General features: G+C 47.3%; 15 protein-coding genes and 3 CRISPR repeat arrays. Of the genes, 8 read left to right on the forward strand and 7 right to left on the reverse strand.

Going from position 1 to position 23,619, the window contains the following annotated elements; genetic code table 11:
• Positions 1-99 precede the first annotated feature (99 nt).
• The 3 genes from ELR70_RS00730 to ELR70_RS00740 form a co-directional block, all read right to left on the reverse strand.
• The gene (locus tag ELR70_RS00730) at positions 100-1,332 is read right to left on the reverse strand and encodes a hybrid sensor histidine kinase/response regulator (RefSeq protein WP_054013263.1); all 1,233 of its coding nucleotides are present in this window, start codon (positions 1,330-1,332) and stop codon (positions 100-102) included.
• Positions 1,325-3,661: an ATP-binding protein gene (locus tag ELR70_RS00735; protein WP_128064425.1), complete on the reverse strand. Its 2,337-nt coding sequence runs from the start codon at positions 3,659-3,661 to the stop codon at positions 1,325-1,327. Before ELR70_RS00735 ends, ELR70_RS00730 begins: the two co-directional genes overlap by 8 nt.
• Positions 3,662-3,875: 214 nt before the next feature.
• Complete coding sequence (locus ELR70_RS00740; protein ID WP_054013261.1) at positions 3,876-4,322, reverse strand: GNAT family N-acetyltransferase; 447 nt, start codon at positions 4,320-4,322, stop codon at positions 3,876-3,878.
• Between the two features lie 156 nt (positions 4,323-4,478).
• A CRISPR array of direct repeats spans positions 4,479-4,915; the repeat unit is 22 nt; unit sequence GTCTCAATCCCCTCTAAAGTCG.
• Positions 4,916-5,604: 689 nt separating this feature from the next.
• A CRISPR array of direct repeats spans positions 5,605-6,124; the repeat unit is 35 nt; unit sequence GTCTCAATCCCCTCTAAAGTCGGGGCTTCCGGTAC.
• A 792-nt stretch (positions 6,125-6,916) separates the two neighbouring features.
• Between ELR70_RS00740 and ELR70_RS00745 the strand changes: the two genes are divergently transcribed.
• Positions 6,917-7,946, forward strand: a protein-coding gene (locus ELR70_RS00745; protein WP_128064426.1) for an IS630 family transposase whose coding sequence is annotated in 2 segments (ribosomal slippage) — positions 6,917-7,366 and positions 7,368-7,946 — 1,029 coding nt in all. Because the reading frame shifts where the segments join, the coding sequence is not laid out codon by codon here.
• Between the two features lies 1 nt (position 7,947).
• A CRISPR array of direct repeats spans positions 7,948-8,324; the repeat unit is 26 nt; unit sequence GTCTCAATCCCCTCTAAAGTCGGGGT.
• A 1,680-nt stretch (positions 8,325-10,004) separates the two neighbouring features.
• Positions 10,005-10,361 carry a hypothetical protein gene (locus ELR70_RS00750; protein ID WP_054017186.1) on the forward strand — a complete coding sequence of 119 codons (357 nt, stop codon included), beginning with the start codon at positions 10,005-10,007 and terminating at the stop codon, positions 10,359-10,361.
• A gap of 126 nt (positions 10,362-10,487) precedes the next feature.
• On the opposite strand, the gene ELR70_RS00755 is transcribed toward ELR70_RS00750, so the two are convergent.
• Genes ELR70_RS00755 through ELR70_RS00765 form a run of 3 tightly spaced genes read right to left on the reverse strand, consistent with a single transcriptional unit; the run spans position 10,488 to position 13,076 of the window.
• A complete protein-coding gene (locus ELR70_RS00755) occupies positions 10,488-10,952 on the reverse strand; it encodes an activity regulator of membrane protease YbbK (RefSeq protein ID WP_054017187.1) in 465 nt (154 codons plus the stop codon).
• Positions 10,949-11,908, reverse strand: a complete 960-nt coding sequence (locus tag ELR70_RS00760; protein ID WP_054017188.1) for a slipin family protein — start codon at positions 11,906-11,908, stop codon at positions 10,949-10,951. Before ELR70_RS00760 ends, ELR70_RS00755 begins: the two co-directional genes overlap by 4 nt.
• Positions 11,909-11,966: 58 nt before the next feature.
• On the reverse strand, positions 11,967-13,076 hold the full coding sequence (locus ELR70_RS00765; RefSeq protein WP_054017189.1) for an alanine racemase: 1,110 nt from the start codon (positions 13,074-13,076) through the stop codon (positions 11,967-11,969).
• Positions 13,077-13,362: 286 nt separating this feature from the next.
• On the opposite strand from ELR70_RS00765, the gene ELR70_RS00770 reads away from it, so the two are divergent.
• Entirely contained in the window at positions 13,363-13,986 is a 624-nt protein-coding gene (locus ELR70_RS00770) for a class I SAM-dependent methyltransferase (protein ID WP_054017190.1), read from the forward strand.
• A gap of 5 nt (positions 13,987-13,991) precedes the next feature.
• Here ELR70_RS00770 and nudB read toward each other — a convergent pair whose 3' ends face one another.
• A complete protein-coding gene (nudB, locus tag ELR70_RS00775) occupies positions 13,992-14,432 on the reverse strand; it encodes a dihydroneopterin triphosphate diphosphatase (protein WP_054017227.1) in 441 nt (146 codons plus the stop codon).
• Positions 14,433-14,963: 531 nt separating this feature from the next.
• Here nudB and ELR70_RS00780 point away from each other — a divergent pair.
• From ELR70_RS00780 to ELR70_RS00800, 5 genes are all read left to right on the forward strand, one after another.
• On the forward strand, positions 14,964-16,016 hold the full coding sequence (locus ELR70_RS00780; protein ID WP_054017191.1) for a tetratricopeptide repeat protein: 1,053 nt from the start codon (positions 14,964-14,966) through the stop codon (positions 16,014-16,016).
• 109 nt (positions 16,017-16,125) lie between these two features.
• Positions 16,126-17,994, forward strand: a complete 1,869-nt coding sequence (locus ELR70_RS00785; protein WP_054017192.1) for a M6 family metalloprotease domain-containing protein — start codon at positions 16,126-16,128, stop codon at positions 17,992-17,994.
• Between the two features lie 363 nt (positions 17,995-18,357).
• Positions 18,358-20,988 carry a TonB-dependent receptor gene (locus ELR70_RS00790; RefSeq protein WP_054017193.1) on the forward strand — a complete coding sequence of 877 codons (2,631 nt, stop codon included), beginning with the start codon at positions 18,358-18,360 and terminating at the stop codon, positions 20,986-20,988.
• A gap of 95 nt (positions 20,989-21,083) precedes the next feature.
• Positions 21,084-21,905, forward strand: coding sequence for a transporter substrate-binding domain-containing protein (locus tag ELR70_RS00795; RefSeq protein ID WP_054017194.1), 822 nt, complete (start codon positions 21,084-21,086; stop codon positions 21,903-21,905).
• A gap of 27 nt (positions 21,906-21,932) precedes the next feature.
• Positions 21,933-23,597, forward strand: a complete 1,665-nt coding sequence (locus ELR70_RS00800; RefSeq protein ID WP_054017195.1) for a methyl-accepting chemotaxis protein — start codon at positions 21,933-21,935, stop codon at positions 23,595-23,597.
• Positions 23,598-23,619: the final 22 nt, after the last annotated feature.

Below are 23,619 nucleotides of genomic sequence, written 5' to 3' on the forward strand. Positions count from 1 at the left end.
GCGAAAATCACACTCGCTGTATAATATTATCTGAGGGATAAGCACACCGACATCTCAAAGTCTTGGCAGAATATAAAGTAGATAACTGTCTGGCACTGATTAGTTTTTTAACTCCTGAGGCAGTACAATATTAAAGACGGTGCCTTGTCCTGGCTCACTGGATAGCGCAATACTGCCGTTCAAGCGAGTTTCAACCAGCTTCTTAACGATATACAAGCCCAGCCCACTGCCACCTGTGCCTACCCGAGTTGTGTAGTATTTATCAAAGACCTTGCTGGCTTTTTCACATTCAATGCCCTTGCCATTGTCTTTTATGTTCAGGGCAATATTGCCACCCTGATGTTCAACGTGAATATCTATCGTACCAGCGGTTTGTTCTTCAAATGCGTGGATCAGGGCGTTGTTGATGAGGTTGATTAACACCTGAGACAGGGCTCCGGTATCCGACACTATGTGCAGTGTCTGCGGACAGTTAATTGCAACTGTGTGGGGGGTACGTTTTAACTTGGGTGTCAGAACATACTGAATGTTGTGCAGGTAGTCATGCAAGTTGCACTGTGAAATAGTGCCACTGAACTCGCCGACCACTATGTTCTTAAAGCTGTCTATCAGGTGCATCACATTGTCCATGCTGGATAGCACTATCTCACAGCTTTGGGCGGTGTTATCAATAAAGGTTTGCAGGTCATGCTTTGCCAGCGTTTGCTTTTGTAGTTGCTGACCGAGCTCTTGTTGCTTTTCATTAAGATGTGACACCGCAGTGCGCACCACACTTAAAGGGGTACCCAGTTCATGGGTGAGCTCTCCAACCAGTTCACCAATATGGCTGAAGTGTTGAGAGGTTTCAAGTTGCTGCTCTTTGAGCTTTGACAGTTTTTCGAGCTCCAGCGTCTTGTCTCTGAGTGTGGAAATAAGCTCGTCGCGTAAATTGATCAGGGCTTGTAATTGCAGGTGTGTAGATACACGGGCCAGTAACTCTTCCTGCCGAATGGGCTTAGTAACATAATCAACCGCACCGACGCTAAAGGCTTCTACAATATCGCTTAATTCGCTTTTACCGGTGACAAAAATAACCGGAACCTCTTTAACCTTGCCGAGGGACTTCAGCCGCCGACAGGTTTCAAACCCATCTATGCCGGGCATCATCACATCGAGTAAGATCAGATGGGGGAGAAATATGGTGGCAATGTTGATAGCCTCTTTGCCCGATGTGGCAAAAGCCACTTCATAGCCTTCTGGCTCTAAAAAGTTGGTTAGCAGTTCAAGGTTTTCAGCCTTGTCATCAACAATTAAAATTCTGCAATTGTTCAGTGAAACCGGATCATCATCCATCTTGCACCTCGTTGAGCGCCGCAATAAAGCCTGCCATGTCAAACCTACTTATAAATTTAGCCAAGTATTGGGTAAGCTGCCTGTTATTTGGCTGCTGAGACTCAATTTCTTTCAGGGTTTGCTTAATACGTGAGCTGTTATTGACCTGAGCATATCGGATTAATTGAGCGCGTTGTTCCGCAGGCAGCGAAAAGTTGGCGGGTAGGATCTCGTCTGATGGCTCAGTGTCTGAGCGGGCTGATTCCGCCAGTTCAGCACTTTCAAAGTGGTCAGGGAAAAACGACAACAAGGAGTCAAAGATTTGCTCAATTGTGTAGGGTTTGCCAATAAACTGGTCAAAGCCAATGCTAAGATAATGCTGTACCTCATGATGTAAACTGAATGCCGAAATAGCCACGCATTTTAGCTCAGATAAACCAAGATCTTTTCGAATAATCACCACGGCTTCGTCGCCGCGCATAACAGGCATCAGCAGATCCAAAAACACAATATCAAAGTTTTTTTGCTGAATGAGTTCGATGGCTTGTTTGCCATCCTCTGCGTAATCTACGTCAATACCACAAGCTGCCAGTGTGTGGCCAAGTATCTCCCGATTATAGGCAACGTCGTCTACACATAAAGCGCTCAAGTGTTTATCGGCACGAACACTTAATTGCTGCAAACTGCGTTTCTGAGCGCTGGTGGTAGCCACTTGTGCCTCTTGCAGTGGCAAAGTAAATGAAAAACAACTGCCTTTGCCAGGCTCAGATTGCACATCCAGCTTGCCGCCCATCATTTCAACTTGTTTGGATGAAATACACAGACCCAGTCCGGTGCCGCCTTTTTCGACCCCAGCGCTACCTTGTGTAAAGCTATTAAAGAGATTTTCCAGATCTTCTGATTCGATACCAGGCCCTGTGTCTTGCACTTCAAAATGGTGTAGTCCTGGCCCTGGCTGCGTGTAGCTCAGCTTTATGCTTCCTTTGTCTGTAAACTTAACGGCATTTCCGAGCAAATTGATCAGCACCTGACGCAGTTTGCCCTGATCGCCATGAACCCCTGTCGGTGTATTAAGTGTGCTGTCTAGTTGCCAGCTAAGTTGTTTTTGCTCGCACTTGAGTTTGAACATACTCCCCAGGTCCTCAAGCAGTGTATTCAGTTCAAAATCAACGGGGTTGAGCTTACTTGAGCCTGCTTCAATTTTTGAAATATCCAGCACGTCATTAATGATATCCAGCAGGTGGTTTCCGGCTCTGATAATTTTGTTCATGGTGCCTTTGTGGCTGGCGCTTAAATCATTGGCTCGCTCAAGTAACTGGGCAAAGCCCAGCACTGCATTGAGTGGGGTGCGGATTTCGTGGCTCATGTTCGATAAAAACATGCTTTTTGCCAGGTTTGCTTGTTCGGCGCGCTCTCTTGCCGATTGCAATTCAGCCGTACGTTCTTCGACCAACCCCTCAAGCTCAATATTGTTGTTACTGAGCCTTTCCTGAAGCTGAGTGTTGCGCCAGGCAATGCCCAGATTATGGCCCAGATTCAGCAACAGTTGTGCTTCTTGCTCTTCTATTGGGTTGGTGTAGCAGGCAATTGCAAAGATGGGGGTGCCATCGGCTTTATCACCCAGAAATAGCAAGGCGTAATTGTCCAAAATAGTGCTACGCTCTGACTGAGCGTTCTCCTGAGCACTGTATTGTGTCATAAATTGCTGCCGGATTGGCTCTGGCATGGCCAGCGCAATGTCTTCCTGAGGCAGAAGCTGCTCAAAGGCCTCCCTGGAGCGATCCAGCTCAACAATAAACACACTCATTGGGGTTGGTTCAAATTGCTGGCTGAGTGGCAAAGTTTCCGTAAGGGTCTGAAACACCCTAAGTTCAAATTCAACCAGCTCAGAGTCGCTCAAAAGGGCATTGGTAGAAGTGATGATTTTATCCAGCCCAGACTGGACTTGCTGGGTTTTGTCGAGATGCTGATAAGTACGAAGTGCAACCAGTACCGACGCTTTTAGCTTACTGCTGGTCAGTTCTGTTTTGGTTTTGTAGTCGTTAACATCGTATTCCCGGGTAATGTCAGATTCAGGCGCCATACCAGGCTGACCGGTGCGCAATATGATCCGGACTTTATGATTCTGCGCTTCTTCACGCACGTATTTAGCAAAGTCCAGTCCGGCTTCGGCTGTCTCCATCACAACATCAAGCAAAATCAGTGCAATGTCGTCATGTTCAGCCAATACCTGCTGTGCCTGAGTGCCACTGTATGCATTTAAGAAGGTCACGCCGCGGCCATCCAGCTCCATCTGCTCAAGCACCAGCCGCGAAATCTGGTGGATGTCTTCTTCATCATCAACCAACAAGATTTTCCAGGGGGCAGGCTGGGTAACTCTTCTGGTTCATCCTCAGAGCCAAACAGGAGCGTGTCATCGTCAAACATATTACATCTCACTTCACGTACCGAACTTACAGTGTAGTGAATGATCAATAAAAACGACCACTGATTGGCGCATTTATCACGGCTGAGGCACCTTGGGTGAAAGGCTTGGGTGTTTATCAGACGGTATAAAAGGAATGTTATGGCAGCGAGGCTTCCATGGGCTGATAAACCAGGCCGCCAGACTCGGCAACCTCTCCGGCCAGCTCAAAACCATACTTTTGATAAGCCCCCACCGATGGCAGCGAAGCCGAAACCGTAACGCTCTGCTCAGTGGCCAGTTCAAATGCCGCATTAATCAGGGCTTTGCCAACGCCCTGATGTTGCTGAGCAGGAGTAACAAACAACATGGCAATATGACGACCCGCCTTTAGCTCAAGCATACCAACAGGCTTGCCTGCAATTTCAGCCACCAATATCTGGTTATCCTCCGTCAGCCGCGCCGCAATCGCAGCAGGAGCGGCGATTGCCTTAAAGGTATCCCGACCAGCTGCGGGTAAGGTATCGGCTAGGGCACAATCAAATGATTCTAAACAAATCTGGCTGAGGGTATCTAAATCCTTTTGTTCTGCGGGTCTTACGTGCATGTTATTCCTTGTTTTTACGTGGTGGAGTTTATCGGTGCAATGATGGTTTGTTTGGTCAGTTGTGCTCACTGCGTTTGGGTAAACGGGCTGAATCTGAGGTGTATTTTAACACCGCTATTCAGGTGGTTGGATTCACTATGCCACTACAGGGCCCGCGTCTCAATCCCCTCTAAAGTCGGGGCTTCCGGTACTGATCATTGAGGCGTATAGCCACAACTTCAGCGTGTCTCAATCCCCTCCAAAGGCGGGGCTTCCGGTACTTATGATATGGCCTCTTCTGAAAACAGAGTCTTGTCTCAATCCCCTCCAAAGTCGGGGCCACCGGTAACCAAAAAAGGAAAGATTATGTACACCACTATGAAGTCTCAATCCCCTCTAAAGTCGGGGTCACCGGTACAAAAAGGAGGCCGCTATGCTAATAGCGTTCATAATGTCTCAATCCCCTCTAAAGTCGGGGTCACCGGTACCAAGTTGTGACTTTGGATGCAACAGTTGGCTCAGTGTCTCAATCCCCTCTAAAGTCGAGGTCACCGGTACAAAAGCAAAAAAGGAAAATACAATGAAAGAAAAGGTCTCAATCCCCTCTAAAGTCGAGGTCACCGGTACTATAGCGGATCGAGGCCGCGTCGTACAAGGGCTGCAGGGGGTAAAAATGTCGATGTTCTGTCGTCTGTTCCCAAAACTGCTGACTTACTGACATTTTAACCCTTCTTATAGAAAAGCGCGGACACCCAATTATAAAACTAGTATTGGAAAGAAAAGCATGGACACCCAACCGTAAAACCAGCAAAGCTTTGTCGCACAAATTTTGAGCAGGGTTGAGGGGTTTGTCTCAATCCCCTCTAAAGTCGGGGCCATTTCACCAAACAGTTCGACAACGGCATCGTTGATTCATCCATGAAGCGCCAACCAGTTCGGCCATCCAGGGCCTGTTTTACTATTTTGCTTTCCCTGCAAAATACCAAAACTGGCTTACGGCGTCCTGCCTCCAGTGTTCAAATCATGCAAAAAGCGGTGCTTTTTAAAACGCATGATTTTCACTCATCGAGCCTGAAAAAGCGGTGCTTTTTCCGGGCGACTCTCAGCCTCTAAAGTCGGGGTCACCGGTACATGTCGGTATCAAAAATAGCAAGTATTTGCCCATGTCTCAATCCCCTCTAAAGTCGGGGTCATTTCACCAAACAGTTCGACAACGGCATCGTTGATTCATCCATGAAGCGCTAACCAGTTCGGCCGTCCAGGGCCTCACCTTCGAGCCTGAAAAAGCGGTGCTTTTTCCGGGCGGCTCTCAGCCTCTAAAGTCGGGGCTACCAGTACCTAACTCTAGTGAGGAAACCTATGTAATAGACATGTCTCAATCCCCTCTAAAGTCGGGGCTTCCGGTACAAATTAAAGGAGATTTGAGATGGAAGACCAAAATGAGTCTCAATCCCCTCTAAAGTTGGGGCCTCCGGTACTTTTATTTTTTTACCATTAAGGAAAAACTATGAAGTCTCAATCCCCTCTAAAGTCGGGGCTTCCGGTACATTTGAGGGCTTCAAAATGGAATTATTCATAGAGTCTCAATCCCCTCTAAAGTCGGGGCTTCCGGTACAAAGGAGCGACCAAGATGGCTAAATCAACTCTTGTCTCAATCCCCTCTAAAGTCGGGGCTTCCGGTACTTAATATATGGAAAACAAAAAAATAAGAAAAATTTTGTCTCAATCCCCTCTAAAGTCGGGGCTTCCGGTACACTACAAAAACATACATTCAAAACATAAAACAATGTCTCAATCCCCTCTAAAGTCGGGGCTTCCGGTACTATAGCGGATCGAGGCCGCGTCGTACAAGGGCTGTAGGGGGTAAAATTGTCGATGTCCTGTCGGCTGTTCCCAAAACTGCAAACTTACTGACATTTTAACCCTTCTTAAACCAGTAAAAGGTATAAAATTCAATGGTATGCTATCTAGGCTACGGAAAGAAAAGCATGGACACCCAACCGTAAAACCAGCAAAGCTCTGTCGCACAAATTTTGAGCAGGGTTGAGGGGTTTGTCTCAATCCCCTCTAAAGTCGGGGCCATTTCACCAAACAGTTCGACAACGGCATCGTTGATTCGTCCATGAAGCGCTAACCAGTTCGGCCGTCCAGGGCCTCACCTTCGAGCCTGAAAAAGCAGTGCTTTTTCCGGGCGGCTCTCAGCCTCTAAAGTCGGGGTCACCGGTACAGCTCCTGAGGTTCAGATTGTAAAAGTCCCTTCGTCTCAATCCCCTCTAAAGTCGGGGTTACTTAGCTAATCATTTCAACAACGGCATTGTTGATTCATCCATGAAGCGCCAACCAGTTCGGCCATCCAGGGCCTCACCTTCGAGCCTGAAAAAGCGGTGCTTTTTCCGAGCGGCTCTCAGCCTCTAAAGTCGGGGCTTCCGGTACACAACAAGGACAGATGAAACAAATATCTGAAAAGTCTCAATCCTCTCTAAAGTCGGGGCTTCCGGTACATCATATCTCGAAGTCGAAAACGCAATCATGGCGTCTCAACCCCCTCTAATACCAATTTGATTAAATTTATGATCTAATATCAAAATCCAATTTTCATCGTTGTGATAGTGATTTTGCAGCCCTCTGAATTTATTAAGCTCTCCAAACAGACTAAAGACCCAAGAAAGAAAGTGCGTATACTCGCACTGGCTCATTTCTTTGAAGGTAAATCTCGCTATCAGATTGCTGAATATTTAAAGGTCAGTCGTACTAGCGTAAACAAATGGGTCAAAGACTATCTCGATTATGGATTAGAGGGCCTGGAAGACCTGCCTCGCTCGGGCCGTCCTTGCAAACTGGATGGTGCACAACTGAAGCAGCTTAAAGCATATGTACTCGACTCTATAGACCGCACGGAAGGTGGTCGGCTAACATTAGAAGATATTCAGCAGTATATATCTGAGTCTTTTCACATTGAGTACGAGTTATCAGCTGTTCACAGATTGTTGAAAAGACAAAACTTCTCATGGATCAGCAGCCGGTCAATCCACCCTAAAGGAAACCAGGCTCACCAAGAAGCTTTTAAAAAACTTCGAGCTGGAAACGATCCTTCACACCCCGGGACACCTGCTTCCTGAACGCATTGATGTGTGGTTTCAGGACGAAGCACGATTTGGTCAGCAAACTTCGACAACAAAAGTTTGGGCTGAAAAAGGCTCACGTCCAAGAGTTGTAAAGCAGCAACAATTCGAATATGCCTATCTATTTGGTGCAGTGTGTCCAAAAACTGGTGAAACAGAAGCACTCATCTCACCTATAGTGAATAAAGAAGTCATGTATTCTCACCTGGAGCAAATATCACAAAGGACTCAACCAGGAAGAATGGCTGTGGTCGTCATGGATCGCGCAGCCTGGCACTTCAAAGATGGTTTGGTAAAAGGCCTGGAGAATGTAGTGATCATTAGGCTGCCACCTTATTCTCCAGAGTTAAACCCCATAGAACAAGTGTGGAGTTGGCTCAGACAACATAAGTTATCAAACAGAACCTTTGCAAACTACGATGACATTCTGGATCAGGTCAGCGAAGCATGGAATGCGTTTATCTCATGTGCTGACAGGGTGAAATCATTGTGCTTCAGGGACTGGATAAATCTGACCAGTTAATTAGTCAAAATGGTATAAAGTCGGGGCTTCCGGTACCTGTAGATGGAAATAGGGCATATGAATTACATGAGTCTCAATCCCCTCTAAAGTCGGGGCTTCCGGTACCTAAATGGACATTATTAAAGTTTGCGGCTTTTTTGTCTCAATCCCCTCTAAAGTCGGGGTCACCGGTACAAATGGAGATTAGTATGGAAGAGTCCGCAATAAGTCTCAATCCCCTCTAAAGTCGGGGTCACCGGTACAATCTTAAGATGGACATAATGGAGAACGTCAAGTCTCAATCCCCTCTAAAGTCGGGGTCACCGGTACAGAGCTATCTTAGAAGTAAATTTTGAAAAACGTTGTCTCAATCCCCTCTAAAGTCGGGGTCATTTCACCAAAAAGTTCAACAACGGCATCGTTGATTCATCCATGAAGCGCCAACCAGTTCGGCCGTCCAGGGCCTCACCTTCGAGCCTGAAAAAGCAGTGCTTTTTCCGGGCGGCTCTCAGCCTCTAAAGTCGGGGCTTCCGGTACAAATTCAACCCGTTAACAAATACCGACCTATCTGTCTCAATCCCCTCTAAAGTCGGGGCTTCCGGTACTATAGCGGATCGAGGCCGCGTCGTACAAGGGCTGTAGGGGGTAAAATTGTCGATGTCCTGTCGGCTGTTCCCAAAACTGCTGACTTACTGACATTTTAACCCTTCTTAAACCAGTAAAAGGTATAAAATTCAAGGGAAAAGCATGGACACCCAATTGTAAAACCAGCAAAGCTGGCGCACAAGTTTTGGGCTGGGTGTCTTTTTAATACTATGCCACTACACAATCCCCTCTAAAGTTGGGGGTTCCGGTACGAGTTTAACACAGGATAACCTTGCAAACGTACGGTCTCAATCCCCTTTAAAGTCGGGGCCACCGGTACGAGAAAAAAATGGCAACTTTAAATGAGCTTAATCGTCTCAATCCCCTCTAAAGTCGGGGCTTCCGGTACATTAACTGCTGCACTTCTGTCAACACAAGCACTTGTCTCAATCCCCCTAAAGTCGGGGCTTCCGGTACTAAAGTCGAACAAGCTATCGCTGACATCACAGCGTCTCAATCCCCTCTAAAGTCGGGGCTACTTAGCCAATCATTTCAACAGCTGCATCGTTGATTCATCCATGAAGCGCCGACCAGTTCGGCCATCCAGGGCCTCACCTTCGAGCCTGAAAAAGCGGTGCTTTTTCCGGGCGGCTCTCAGCCTCTAAAGTCGGGGCTTCCGGTACTGAGATGGGAAACGATCTAATTACGAAAGGTTTTGTCTCAATCCCCTCTAAAGTCGGGGCTTCCGGTACTGAGTACCTACGCCGTTTAACAAAAAAACGTGAGTCTCAATCCCCTCTAAAGTCGGGGTTACTTAGCCAATCATTTCAACAACGGCATCGTTGATTCATCCATGAAGCGCCTACCAGTTCGGCCGTCCAGGGCCTCACCTTCGAGCCTGAAAAAGCGGTGCTTTTTCCGGGCGGCTCTCAGCCTCTAAAGTCGGGGCTTCCGGTACTATAGCGGATTGAGGCCGCGTCGTACAAGGGCTGTAGGGGGTAAAATTGTCGATGTCCTGTCATCTGTTCCCAAAACTGCTGGCTTACTGACATTTTAACCCTTCTTAAACCAGTAAAAGTTATAAAATTCAATGGCATGCTATCTAGACTACTGACAAAGTGCGATTTTGACTTTTATAGATGGTTGTAAGTCATTGATTTATTTTTATAAATAAAGAGGTGTGCCACTTGATATACAAAAATACACCTTTACATAGCGTATCAAGAAAAGCATGGACACCCAACCGTAAAACCAGCAAAGCTCTGGCGCACAAGTTTTGGGCTGGGTATCTTTTTAATAAAGAAAAAACTATTAGTGAGGAAATCCTTATGTCAAACTAACCGCGATTTTAACAAGCGCTGAACTCACTGTAACTGAAATATAGAGTGTATCATTAGAAAAGTCTCTGACAGCCGTCACTATTATTGATTCTGTGCAAGCATCATCAGCTACTCAGCCATCCAAGCGAGTATTCGATTTTACAAAGGACCCATCATGAAAAGAATGTTATTTATTCTACTAGCGTTTCCGTTTTTATCATTTGCTGGAACGCTTCAATGTTCTGGCACTGTAGACAAAATTGGACTCCATGCGCCGGACAGAGTAATGCTCAAGCTGAGTTCAATGAATAAAGCTGTGTTTATCTGCAATACAAATGCAGAATGGTCTGTATCTGGTACTCCGTACACAACGAGCGCGCAAACTTGCAACGCATTACTGTCTATGTTGCTGTATGCTAAGTCTACAAACACGGACATGGGGCATGTATGGTTTGATGGTAATGATGTTCCAACTAGCTGTAATGGTTGGGAGGATTGGAAGTCAGCCAATATCAGACACTTCTTATACTAACACGGTTTGTTGAAGTTAAAGGTGGCTGTTTTGAGGCAATGCGGATTGGTCGTTGCCTGTGTTAGTTGGGTATCGCAACCCAACCTGAACAAAGCGTCGGGTGCGTAACAAAAACTCGTTTGCTGTTTAACTTGACGTACTCAGCGCTTCCACCCACAGTACCCCAACACTTTTCTTGACCACTTTGACCGTGGTGCCTTTTGCAATAGGCGTTTCGCTTTTTAGCTGCCAGGTGATCCCTGAGTAGGCATGGGTGAGCTGGCTTTGCTCATTAAGGTCATCGCTGAGTACCAAGGTGATGTCGGCAAAGTCGCTGTTTACTTCTGTGCTTTGCGTTTTAGCCTGCATACGTTTGAGCGGTTGCCACAGTGCGCCTGCCAAAGCGGCTGTTAATACCGCATTGACCCACAGTGCATTCATGAGCGTTGCGTCCAGTAGTCCCACCGACATCATCAGGCCACTCAGGACCAGTGATAGGCCGAGGAAAAACAGCACAAAGGTGGCAAAGCCCAGTACGGCGACTTCTATGATTAAAGCCAGCAGCCCGAGTACAATCAGGATCTGGCTCAGGTGTTCAACAAACAGGGTCACGACTGCTCCTTTTGCTTTTTGTTCAGGCTGTTGATGATCGACATGCCCTGTGCCACCAAAGAGCTGGGATCGGTGCCGCTTTCAGGCAACAAGACCACGGATGACTCGCGGGCAATGGCTTCTTTGGCAACAATGGCTTTGCTGGCCAGGTCGAGCTGAATGGCTTTTTGGCCTTCTTCGGTGTTGGCGGCTTCACCGACTTTTCTCAGTGCATCCGCTTGCGCCTCTGCGACTGCGATAATGGCTTTTGCTTCACCTTCTGCTTTGAGGATCTGCTCGGCTTTTTCTGCCTCTGCGGCCAGTACCTGAGCTTGCTTTTTACCCTCAGCCACGTTGATGGCGGCCTGTCTGTCGCCTTCCGACTCCAAAATCTGTGCACGCTTAACCCGCTCAGCTTTCATTTGCGCTTCCATGGCTTCCATTACTGAGTTGGGTGGCACTATGTCTTTGATCTCATATCTGAGCACCTGAATGCCCCAGGGGTCGGATGCGGCATTGATGGCAGAGACAATATTGGTGTTGAGCATATCGCGCTCTTCAAAGGTTTTATCCAGCTCCATTTTGCCCAGCTCACTACGCATGGTGGTTTGCGCCAGCTGAGTCACGGCGAAGATGTAATCGTCGACGCCATAGGTCGCTTTGTAGGGGTCCAGTACTCGAAAGTACAGCACGCCGTCCACAATTAAAGAGATATTGTCGCGGGTGATGGCAGACTGTGAAGGCACATCGACGGCTTGTTCTTTAAGGCTGCGATCGGCAGAGACCTGATCGATAAAAGGCACAATAAAGTTCAAACCGGCTTCTTTGGTGGACTGGTATTTACCAAACCTCTCAACTATCCAGGCGCGGTTCTGCGGAACGAACTTAATGCTACCTTTGAGTACAAAAATGATAAAAATCAGTAAAAAGGCCTCAACAGTGAGGAGGTAGTTGAGAATGAGCGTGATAGGGTCCATGTTTATTCCTTCTTTATCTCCGTGTCTGTACTATAGCAACAATGCTGAATGTGGACCATTACCAGCCGCCAAATCGTGGCCAGTAGTCCATTTCGTCATCCGAGATCACCTGATACCCCGCATGTTGCGCGGCGGTGGCACAGGCGTGGTTTGGCAATATGCGCAGTAAGGTGCCAATGGTAAAATGACTGAGGTCCAGGCCTTCGGGCAGGGCCACAATGCCATGCTCCTGATTAGCACTGTTGACATACAGCCCGGGTAAGACGTCGCCGGTTTCATCACATACCCGGCCGTAACCATTTTGCTGAGGTGCCAGGCCAAGGTCGCGTGATAAGGCCATCCAGCCCGCGTCCAGGATCAGCCAGTTCTTTTCCTTATTGTGGCCAATCACTCTGGTAAGGACGCTTAAGGCGATGTCCTCTGGCTGGCATACGCCAAGGTCAGCCATAACAAGATCCATACTAGCGTAAACGCCAGCACGAACTTCGGTGACTTGGTCAAACCCTTCACCCAGCAGTGCAGTCGGTGTGGAGCCTACGCTAATAACGTCACAGCTGATTTGGTGCCTCTGTAGTTTACTGGCAGCATCGCGCACGGCTGCTTGCTCTTGCTGTGCCATTGCCCGAATTTCGTCCAGGCTGCGGCAGTCATAGGCACCGCCGGCATGGGTCAGGATACCACTAAACAGTCCTGCGCTTTGCAGAATTTTAGCAATGGCAATGAGCTGTGGATCATCCGGTTTTATGCCGGCCCGCTTGCCGTCACAGTCAATTTCGATCAGGCAGCTTAGCTGGCAATCATTTTCCCGACAAAATGCATGGACAAATTGCGCCTGCTCGAAGCTGTCCATAATAATATGCAGGGTGACCCCCTGGTTTTGCAGGTCCAGTATTTCAGGCAATTTGTGTTCACTGATCCCCACCGCATAAGTGATGTCTTTGCAACCCGCCTGAGCAAACTGTCGTGCTTCTTGCAGCGTCGAAACCGTGCAGGGCGCGGACAGATCACCCAGCATATACCGAGCAGCATCTACCGATTTCAGGGTTTTGAGGTGTGGCCGCGAGGTCACATTAAAGCGCGTCAGCTGTTTATTTAGCCGATTAATATTGTTCAGTAGCTTTTGCTTATCCAGCAATAGACACGGGGTCTGTAAACAATCTAGTGACATAAAAACTCCTAGTGTAATGGATCCCTGACGCAGGCAACGGGCTGCAAAAACGGGGGAGTTCTGAGCTGGTCTAATCCATGCCGGTTACATGCTATTAGTTATGAGGAACACCCAGAACTGCCCCTTTTATATGGCAACCAATGTATACGTTTTTGTCTCTAAATCAAAGCGTTAATCTTGACTGAACCAAAGCCATATTTAACCAAATTGTCATAATTGTGCCTTTATTATTGTCTATGATGGCGTTGTATCAGGAACAATTAAAATTGGTTGGAGCCTAGCATCTATGCCTATGCAATATTACGAAGACAATGCATTACAACTCGCTAAAGTGTATCAATCATATCGCTTTGAGCTGCTACATGCTTCCTGGCTAAAATTTGTGACGCCATTGATGTCTGAAGCAGGTCTGAAGTTCCTGGATATCGGTGCCGGCGCTGGCAGAGATGCCCGGTTCTTTGCTGAGCAGGCAGAAAATGCAGAAGTGGTTGCGGTAGAGCCTGTATGTTCATTGAACCGTTTAGGGCAAGCTTATACCCGCGATATGCCGGTTAACTGGTATCAGGATGAGCTGCCCTGTTTGTACAAAGTACGCAAGAACCATGCTGCATTCGATGTGATTTTGGTCAGTTCGGTGTTTAACTATTTGCAGTCCAGTTCTGGCCAGCAGGCGATGTTAACCTTACGGACTTTGCTGAACCCGCATGGCTTGCTGGCTATCAAGCTACGCCACTGTGACGATGAGGAAGCGCTTAAAGTGCGCGGAATGCAAAATTGCTCGGTAGATTATCTGCTTGATATCGCACAAAAGGCAGACTTGCATTGCCTGGAGGTAACTGAACCGGAAGAGGATGCGCAGGGCAGGGCCTCTGTCACCTGGCAGACGCTGCTATTTAAACCTGCTCAATAGATAAACTAAACCAGTTCAATTGATAAAATTTCCTGACTGTTACTGGTTGACCAGGCTTGCTCAGCCGCTTGTTGCTGGGTGAGCCAACGATAAGCCAGATGCTCCCCTGGCGCCAGCCGTACTTCGCAACCACTCGGCACACATACACTGAATACATACTCAGTATTGACTGTGGCACCTGCCACATATCTGTGTCGCCACTGTTCTCTGATGGTGTATTGATTGCACTTTTGATGATCTTTGATAGTCACCCCAAGCGCCTTTGCATCAATGCCTGTTTCTTCGAGTAACTCCCTGTAAGCCGTCTCAATCGGTAACTCTCCGGGATCAACGCCGCCCGTCACAGATTGCCAGAAACTGGGATCATCTGCGCGTTGTAACAGTAAAAATTCGTTTTGAGTAGTGTAGATGACGACGAGTACGGAGTGAGGTAGTCTGAGTGTCATAAGTGGTCGCTGTACTATTTTTACTAAATTTACCCAAAAGTAAGTCAGTTTGGCAAGTACAAGGTTACAGGCAAAAAAAAAGGCAGGAAACATCCTGCCCAACCTCCAATAGCAACAAAACTGTGCCAGGAAATACCCAATAAACCAACATCCTTGTTGGTAAGCTCTACTTCTCGGGAGTTCATTTGGAATGACTCGTGTGATAAGCCATGCCCTAAGGAACGACTTCATGCTATCGCAGTGTTTTCCAAATGTAAACACATAAATGAGATTTTTCATATTAATATTTTTATATCGTGGTTTTTTGTCTATTTTTTACCAATAAAATTATGAGTTTCCTGATTTGGTTCTTTTGTGGGTAAATTTTCGTTGGGTTATTTTATTAACAATTGTATTTTTTTTGTGTGTGTTTTGGGGCGTTTTTTGACCGAATTGCATTAATGGTAGCCAATCATAGATCTGTATGTTCTCTGGTATATTAATTGTATCTGTACCATGCTTAACAAGATTGCAATTAGGTGTCTTTGATATATGCTCACAAGCTTGTTGTTTTCTGCCGCCGTCACTTTAACACCTGCGGAATTGTTCAAAACGTTAAACCAACTGAAAGACCTGAATGACAAAAATCCAACTCAGGCGGTCACCTTATTCCGGGAGGTGTATGACAAACTGCCTGAGGAACCCAGTAAAGGGCTATTGCAAGTTTATCTTGCCGGATTGGAGTCGAGTGTACGCTCACATGACGCTGCATCTGTATCGGGTATCATCAGTCAACTGAATCAAGATCAGTGGCAAAGTTATCTGCATGGAGAACACATCCATGTCATTGGCTCTTTAGCCGTATACCACAGGCGTATGCACGACTACCAGTATGCGCAGCTGCTTAACGAGTGTGCATTGAATTATGTAACAGATGATAAGCAGTACGCCCGGATTGCGAACAATCTGGCGGTGGTTTACCGGTTTACAGGTCAGCATAAAAAGGCCACAGGTATACTGAAAGAAGCCATGATGCTCTCAGATGACAGAGAGATCATTGCAAACATTAAGAACAACCTGGGTAATCTGTATTTTGATAGTAGTAGCTATCGAAATGCCCAGCTGATGTATATCCGGGCATTTTTATTTCACTCAGAAACTGAACAATTTGGTCATGCTGCTGGTACAGGCCTGAATTTACTGAATACACAAATTCATTTACGCGACTGGGGTGGGTTTATGCGCTTTAAAACATCCGTCGCGACTCAGATAAATGCCAGTGGACAGGCCGTGTTCAATGACTTCTATCGGTGGCAACTGGCGGTATTCGATACAGTGGTTGAATCACGGGTACTGCAATCGGATATGCGGGACAAATTAATGGCCTCAATGCCGACACTGATCAATTCAGAACTAACACCTTCTATCGATCTTTATGTTCAGTTACTGGCAAATAAAGCCATTGCCGACGCCTGGTCTGCGGCAAAGGAAAAACAGCGACCCGAGCAAAATGATAAGCCAGTTACTGCAAGGATTTCGTTACGACGTTGGTGTGGTCAGGCTGAAAGTACACCCGGTCAAAATAGGGTGGCAGCGTTTTGGTAATAAAAATTTAAATTTGATAAGTTGTAAAAATATGGTTAATAATTAAGTTCCCAATTTCATATCAAACCTGATATGGAAGGGGCTATTACACATGTAAAGGAACTTAATTATGCGAACACTACACGCTTTATTGGCTATCAGTGCGGTTACTGTGACCGCACTGGTTCAGGCTGCAATCCCCTACAATAATACGAGTTACCAATTTACTCAGCCGGATGGTCAGATTGTGACCTTATACCTGCAAGGTAATGATTACTATGCAGAGCAAAGGACCGCGGACGGTCGTTTGGTGGTTTTCGATGAAACGCTCAAAGGTATGGCTTATGCGAAGGTCAGCGCGGATGGCACTACTTTGGTTTCAACCGGTCGATTAGTTGAAAGTCAGCACTCTATCCAACGCCTGTCTGTCAGTGAACCACAGGCAGGTCTCAGTGACGCCGCAAAAGCTGCGTTAGTGGCATCAAAACGCGCGCAAATGCTCGGCAGCGATAAACTCTCTCACTCGTCCATGATTCGCACTCAGGGGGCAGAAGAGATCAGCGGTCAGGTGAAAGGGCTGACGATTATCATCGACTTTCCGGATGAGCGCGGCACCATTTCCAAAGCGCAGGTAGAGCGCTTTTTAAACGACTTAAATTACAATGAGTTTGGTAATGCGCAGTCGGTGAGGGGCTATTTTCGATCTGTATCAGGCGACAAGCTGGATTACACCAACACGGTGACACAGTATTACACCGCGAAAAAGAACAAAGCATATTATGCCGACTCCAGCCTCAGCTCGACGGTCCGCTCTCAGGAGCTGATCAATGAAGCATTACAATGGCTAGAATATCAGCAGGGGTTTGATTTTTCTCAGCTGACCACCAACAGCAGTAATCAAATTCGTGGTCTGAATATCTTCTATGCAGGCAACTCGGACAGTGCCTGGTCAAAGGGCTTGTGGCCTCATATGGCAAGACTTAGTCCGCGTTTTTGTGCCGATGGCGTTTGTACCGATCGCTACCAGATCACTGATATGCGCGCCAGCCTCGCGATAGGCACGTTTGTCCATGAATCGGGTCACTTAATTACCAACTGGCCAGACTTGTATGATTATGATGGCAGCTCGGAGGGCTCCGTTGCCAGCTTTGGAGTGATGGGATATGGCGCAATTGGCACAACCAATCGCTATAAACCAACGCCGCCAGTGGCGCACTTCAGAGCCATTGCTGGTTGGGACACAGTAACAGAATTAAATCCCGCGATTAATGCCAATGCGCCTTCGGGCCGGTTAAGTCATACCTCAGACAGCGGCACTTCTTATAAATGGACGAATCCGGCCAACAGTAACGAAGCGTTTTACATCGAAGCCATACACAAGTCAGGGCAAAACTCTGAACAACTCGATCAGGGACTGGCTGTGTGGCACGTAGACAGTCGAGGGAGTAACTCCAATGAATGGTATCCGTATATTCAGATGGAGCATGGTGACGGCAATCGGGACCCGGAATACAAACGCAATCGTGGTGATGGCAGCGACTTATTCGATGTGGCGGGAGAATTTACCCAGGCTTTACCTAATGCACAAACGTCTCGTGGTACCAATGCGCTGTGGTGGAATGGCAGTGACTCCGGACTCAGGATCCGTGACATTTCCGATCCGGCACAAACCATCTCTTTCACTATCGAATCGACCACACAACCTGAACCGGATACTTACACCGGCACCTTGAGTGATAAGCAAAGTGCGATAGAGCCGAATGGCACCTGGTTTCAGTATGGGGGTGGCACCATTGGTTTGTCGCTAAGTGGCCCGGCGAGTGCCGATTTTGATTTGAAAATAGAGAAGTGGAGCAATGGCCGTTGGCAACAGGTTGCCATTTCCGAATCACCCAGTTCCACGGAGTCGATCAATTACAACGCATCATCTGGTTATTATCGCTTTGTGGTCTATTCCTACTCAGGCGCAGGCAGCTATACGCTTCGTGTAAGTAAATAGACGAAAAGAGGTAATTAGACGTGCCTGGGAAAATTGGCCAGGCACGCTCGCGCTTAGTCGGCCGTATTGGGTAAAAAAACCGCATAGTTTTACCATGACTTTGAAATCTCGGGCTATGCTTAACACAGCAATATAAAATGCTGTAGGAGCGATACCACTTCGTGTCTAGTGTTTTGCCATATCAAGGGCGAGTACTTCTGACTACTTATCTGATGTAAGTGTATTACTAAGACACTTGTATCGCTGATAGCAGCAGAGCGAAAGCCTTACACTGGCGAGACGTGTCAGCGAGTTGGTAGCTGTCGTACTCCAGGGATATATAGCACTTGAGAACTTTACCGTCAGAAATAATAAGGTGAAATCATGTGCAACTCCTCGCTCAGAGCCCCATCTCTGCTGTTGCGGGCCCTGCCTATACTACTATGCCCGGCTCTGGCCGTGGCTGAGCAGCCAACTGATGTCCAAGATAAAGACCAAAGCGCCATCGAGACTATCACAGTAACGGGATCGCGGATTAAACGCTCTGTCCAGTCACAGAGTGCATCTCCTATATCGAGTACAGAGCTGAGTGACCTGACGGATATTGGCGCCAATAATGTCAGGGATCTTATAGAAGTTTTGCCGTTTAATGCCGGCTCGCAAAACAACTCAGATAATTTGTCGCAGAACTTTACAGCAGGCACCTCGAACGTCAACCTCCGGGGACTGGGTGTATCATCTACGCTGGTGCTGCTAAACGGCATCAGACAGGTCACATCCGCGGTGGTAACCGATCAGGGTGCAAGCTTTGTTGATACCGCCTCACTGGTGCCAACCCTGGCAATTAAACGAGTCGAAATACTCAAAGATGGCGCATCTGCTATATACGGCTCAGATGCCGTTGCGGGGGTTGTGAATTTCATCACCCGTGATGATATGGAGGGCACAGAGATCCAGTATGAGTATCGTACGCGCTGGAGCGATGGAGATCAGGATGACACCAAAATAGACTTTGCGCATGGTGGTTATGTTGGCGACACGGGGCATATGCTCTTTGCCGTCAGTTTTCTTGAGCGTTCCAGCTTATTACTCGACGAAGTAGATTGGTTACAGCCTGCAACCAGCAGTTTCGGTAATCCCGGCAGTTTTGTTATTCCCTCTCTTGCCGACGAGAACAACCCCAATGGTTTGACGGTGGCAGACCCAAACTGTGAAAAAAATGGAGGGATCTTCTCTGAAGGGTCAAATGGTAATTCGTTTTGTTTGTTCGATTTTGGACCTCAGATAACCGCAGTACCCAATGAAGACAGGCTACAAGCCTACGCTCGCGCATCCTGGGACTGGAGCGATACCACACGCTTATGGGCTGAGTTTGGTTACGCCAGAAATAAAATAACGCGAGAAGTGTCGCCCAGCTTTCCCGTGCTTAATGCGCCCAGCGTACTGGCCAGCCATCCTGACAACCCTTATGGCGAAGATATTTTCTTCAGAGGCCGCCCTTACGGTGTTGGAAAACCGACCGAAATCAATTACTACGACCATACTACATCGCGCTTTGCGATAGGCGGAGATGGTGAAATCACCGAAGGCATTTACTGGCAGTTTTCTTTTGTTGCGGCTGCGAACGACGCCATACTGAACCCCAGAGACGTGATCACAGATAACTTCCAGGCTGCCTTACATGGTTTCGGCGGGACAAAGTGCAGCGGAGCATCTCAGGCTGGGCAGGGCGAGTGTTTCTATTTCAATCCTTTTGATCCGAATGACCCGGACAATGAACGACTGAGAGACTACATTATCGGTGACTACATCGGCGATGCTGAATCAGAAATGCGCGTTTATGAAATGGTCATAACCGGTGAATCTTTGTTTGAGATGGGCGGAGGAGATGTAGGGTACGCGCTTGGTATGCAATATCGTGATGAATCTATCAACAATGTCTACGATTCATTCACTCAGCAAGATAGTTTTGCCTTTTTGATTGGTAACCAGAACTTTTATGGAGAACGAGACGTAAAAGCGCTGTTTGCTGAAGTACTTGTGCCTGTGACACTCGACTTAGAAATAGGCGCGGCTATACGTTACGAGGATTATGGCGAATTTGGCGGTGACACCACCAACCCTAAGGTTTCCTTCTTGTGGCTGGCCAATGACATGTTTTCGTTCAGGGGCACCTATAGTACTTCTTTCAGGGCGCCATCTGTGCATCAACTTCAGGGGGTACAGACAAACTTTGCGAACATAACCGACCCCGAAGATGGGTCCACAACCTTTGGTGGCAACAGAACTGTGGGTGATCCTGATTTGGTGCCAGAAACCTCGCAGGCGGTTAATCTTGGTTTGTCATTCTCCGTTGATGAGTTGTCTGTGGATGTAGACTATTGGGACTTTTCTTTTGAGGATGTGCTAACACGAGAGAGTCACCAGGCAGTGGTCAATGCCAATCCTAATGACCCAAGCCGAGTGATCCGCACCTCTGCCGGCACTATTTCCATCGTCAATACCAAATTCATCAATGCAGAGGCCATTGATACTTCTGGTTTGGACATCAGCGCCACCACCCTTTATCGCACCGATATGGGGGATTTCAGGCCACAACTTAAAGCCACCTATTTGCTGAGCTACGATTTGATGGATGCATCTGGTAACACCAGCGATGGACTGGGCCAGCTCAACCGAAATACGGTGGGCAATCCGGCACCACGTTTAAGGGGAAGCATAGGTCTGAACTGGTCTGATGGTGAGCATAGTGCCAACGTATACCTGCGTCATGTTGCCAGCTATGAAAACGACGTCAGTGGGGAGTCTATTGGCTCTTTCAATACTCTTGATTTGCAATACAGTGTAAATCTCGGCGAGGTTATCAGAGATGACTCCGAAACTCGGCTTATTGCAGGAATCGTCAATGCGACTGACGAAGATCCACCCTTCGTGAGTATTGCGGGCAGCTATGACCCCAGAACTGGCGATCCAAGAGGGCGTCGGGCATACATTAAGATTCAGCTGAGCTTCTGAAATATGACCAGATGTTTACGTGAGTTACTGTATTGGTCTGAATACTCTTTTGCGTTCAGAATGTTACAGATAGCCCGACGAGAGACGGAGTAACTATGACCTGCCGGGCGTTACTTCACTTCTTCGCGTTGCTGTGTTTGCTGGGGGCCAGCCTACCTGAGGAGCGTGTCATCAAATTGGTAACGCTTGAATACCCGCCCTATGAGTTTCAGGGGAAAAATGGCCCCAGTGGTATTGCCGTTGAACTGGTACGTGAAGTGTTCAAACGCATGGAGCAGCCCTATACCATTGAAATTTTACCCTGGGGCAGGGCCATCAGAGAAGTCGAAACGGGACGCTACGATGGTATTTTTACTATTTATAAAACCCCACAACGACTCACGTTTTTAGATTACGCGGACGAAGTCTTGATAGATCAGTCTATTGCGTTGTTTACCCTGAGGAAAAACAATATTCACTTTGATGGCCGACTCAATTCTTTGGCGCCGTACCGGATAGGAGTGATGCACAAAGTGAGTTATGGAGCTGAAATCGATAAGGCCATCCGCACCGGCGTATTTGAGAGTGTGGTGACGACAAATACAGGTCGCAGGAGCTTTGAGCTGCTTCTTGCCGGCCGTGTTGAGGTGGTGATCATCAACAAATTGGGAGCACTTGAGATCATCAAGCAGCTTGGCATTGAAGAGCTAGTTGCTGAAGTCCCTAGCTATCGCTACGAGATACCGAGCTTTATCGCATTTTCTATGGCTAAAGCCCTGAATAAAACCAGGCTGGAAGTTGAGCAAACGCTGCGGGAAATCAAAAAAGACGGGACGTACGATAAAATCCTGCAAGAGTATCTTAAACACTATAACAAGGAAGAGTCCATATACGATACGTCGCCGCAGACCGGCAAAGATGTTGAAGAGCGCTCCTAGAGTAGCGCAATAAAGAGGCTGAACAGCATGAAACTCAAAATAAAATCCAGGCTGATCTTGTTGTCATTGATCCCTGTGATCATCATCTCATCGGTTGTGACCCTGATTACTTATCTTGAGGCCAAAAAGCTCAATGAGGTACAGGTTGACCTGAGCCGTAAAGAGATGATGCGGATGAAGCGCGTTGAGCTCAAAGCGTATCTGGAAATTGCCAAATCAGCATTAACACCTTTGATGCAAGGCGACTATCCACAATCAGATGCCATCGCGCTGCTTAAAAACATTAAGTTTAGTGGTACAGGCTATTTGTTTGGCTTTAAACCCGACGGTACGCGGGTTATGCAGGGAGACAGTGAGCAGGGAATTGGTAAGAACTTTATTGATTTACAGGATAAAAGAGGTAACTACCTGGTGCGGGATATTATTAATTCTGCAAAAACAGGTGACGGCTACTCGGTTTATTATTTTCCCAAGCTGGGTCAGACTGAGCCTCTGCCCAAGCTGGCTTACAGTATTTATATTGCCAAATGGGACCTGGTCGTGGGCACGGGCTTTTATACCGATGATGTAGATGCACTGGTTAAGTCCATGCGAGATAAGAATGAAGTCCAGCTTTACGAGAGTATCACCAATATCCTGTTATTTACGCTAGTGGTATCCGTTGGCGTAGCAGCCCTGGGCCTGATCATCAGTAAGAGCATTACAGTGCCATTATCAAAGTTCGAAGACACCATCCATATCTACGCGGCAAGAGATGCAGATTTAACGGTACGCATTCCGGATTTTACCGTTCCGGAGTTTGACAGTCTGAGTCGGGATTTTAATATTTTTCTGGGGCAGCTTCACGAATTAATCAAAAAGGTCGCTAAGCTGACCAATGAAGTTGTTGATGAGACTCAGCAAATTTCTTCGGCCTCCGGAAATATCAATTCCATTTTGCTTCGCCAGCAGTCAGAAACCGAGCTGATTGCGACGGCAATGACGCAGTTAACAGCATCGGCAGAAGAAATCTCGCGTAATGCCAACGAGGCAGCAAACTCTGCTAAAAATGCTGATGGCAGCGCCAAAGATACCCGTCACTCTGTTGATGAAGCGATGAACTCGGTGAATACTTTAGCGCAAAAGCTGGATGAAGCCAGTGGTGTTATCTCTAAACTGGAAGGGGATGTTCAGGGGATCTCCGGATCTCTATCTATCATTCAAGAAATTGCTGAGCAGACCAACCTGCTGGCGCTGAATGCAGCCATTGAAGCGGCACGCGCGGGAGAGCAGGGGAGAGGATTTGCTGTAGTTGCCGATGAAGTGAGAGAGCTGGCTACCCGGACACAAAAAAGTGCAGCTCAGATCCTGAGCGTGATTAACACGCTGACAGACGGTTCAAAAGAAGCGGTACGTGCGATGGATTCGAGTAAAAGCTACAGTGCCATCACTGTCGATAAGGCTGCATCTGCAGCCGAGTCGCTCAAGCAGATAGTGTTGTTTATCAATGAAATTATGAATGTGAATGAACACATTGCCGATGCGACGAAAGAGCAAAACATCGTAGACAAAGAAATATCGGAGCGTACAGAGTCTATTTCGCAGCACAGTAAAGAGTCTGTCTCAATCGGTACCGAAAACTTAGCGATAAGCACCAATCTCAGCGAAAAAGCAGCAGAGCTGGCAGCCATCGTGAATCGTTTCAAAATTTAATCGGGGTGAGTTAAGTGGATAC

It is taken from the genome of Pseudoalteromonas sp. R3, assembly GCF_004014715.1.
Lineage (GTDB): Bacteria > Pseudomonadota > Gammaproteobacteria > Enterobacterales > Alteromonadaceae > Pseudoalteromonas.